Genomic DNA, 1,003 nt, shown 5'->3' with positions numbered 1-1,003 from the left:
CGGTTGCGTCGCCGAGAATGACTGGACGTTTTTCGGGGATGCCCTCATCAACCGCGCGCTGCGCAAGCCGCAGCCGCTCGACAGCGCGATGGCCGAAGCGATCGCGCTGATCGACGGTTGGGAAAAACGGGGGAATCTCAAATCCTCGCTGCCCCAGCAGAGTGTCGGCGTCGAGGTCGGAATCTGGCTCAAACCGCTGGAAACGCGCATGCCGAAGGCCGGCACGGCGCCTGTCGGCAAGCCCTCGATCGACAGCCTCGGCACGCTCCAACGCTAAGGGAACCTCCGCGAACGCGGCGGGTTGCCCCGCACATGACCGAAACGACCGTCAACAGCATCCGCTATCCGCTGCTCGCTCGCCCGCACATTCATCTGTCGGGCACGGTCGATCATGCGATGTACGAATCCTTTCGCAAGCAACTCGCCGCCGCACCCAATGATGGCACGCTGGTCGTCGCCATTTGCACGCTGGGGGGCGACCCCGAAATCGCTCGTCTGATGGGCGACGAAATCCGCCTGATCCGCGAGTTTGAGAATCGCGAAATCCTGTTCCTGGGCAAGGTGGCGGTCTATTCGGCGGGTGCCACGCTGATGGCGCATTTCCCGGTCGACAAACGCTTCCTGACACGCGGCACGCGCATCATGATCCACGAACGCCTGCTCACCGCCGAGATCCGACTGTCCGGCCCGCTAAAATCGCTCACCGCCGGCCTCAAGGCTAAGCTGCACGAGATCGAGGAATCGGTCCGCATCGAGGAAGAGGGCTTTCGCGACCTCATTGCCGGGTCGAAGATCACCTTCGATGAAGTTCAGCATCGTGCCGCCTCCAACTGGTATATCGAGGCCGAGCAGGCGCGCGATCTTGGCTTGGTCCTCGACGTCATCTGACAAGCAAAGCACTTGATCGCTTAAACGACTCGTCTATGAATCTGCACGGTTCATCGACGGAGCTAAGCCATGACCACCAGTATTCTGGAGCGAACACCGGGCGTGAAACTGCTGA

At 61.3% G+C, this 1,003-nt stretch carries 1 protein-coding gene and 1 pseudogene; both read left to right on the top strand.

From position 1 onward, the window contains the following. Positions 1 to 277 (top strand): annotated as a pseudogene (locus tag U1769_RS25605) (C13 family peptidase); the annotation flags it as partial. Between the two features lie 35 nt (positions 278 to 312). Then, positions 313 to 888: an ATP-dependent Clp protease proteolytic subunit gene (locus U1769_RS25600; RefSeq protein ID WP_332720962.1), complete on the top strand. Its 576-nt coding sequence runs from the start codon at positions 313 to 315 to the stop codon at positions 886 to 888. Positions 889 to 1,003: the final 115 nt, after the last annotated feature.

It is taken from the genome of Parasphingomonas zepuensis, assembly GCF_036663735.1.
Lineage (GTDB): Bacteria > Pseudomonadota > Alphaproteobacteria > Sphingomonadales > Sphingomonadaceae > Sphingomonas.
Note: the sequence above shows the minus strand (reverse complement) of the source record. Positions and strands in the feature narration are given on the sequence as shown.

What these genes read in the sequence shown, in the direction of transcription:
- U1769_RS25600 (WP_332720962.1), top strand. Translation starts at nt 313, where the DNA reads ATGACCGAAACGACCGTCAACAGCATCCGCTATCCGCTGCTCGCTCGC.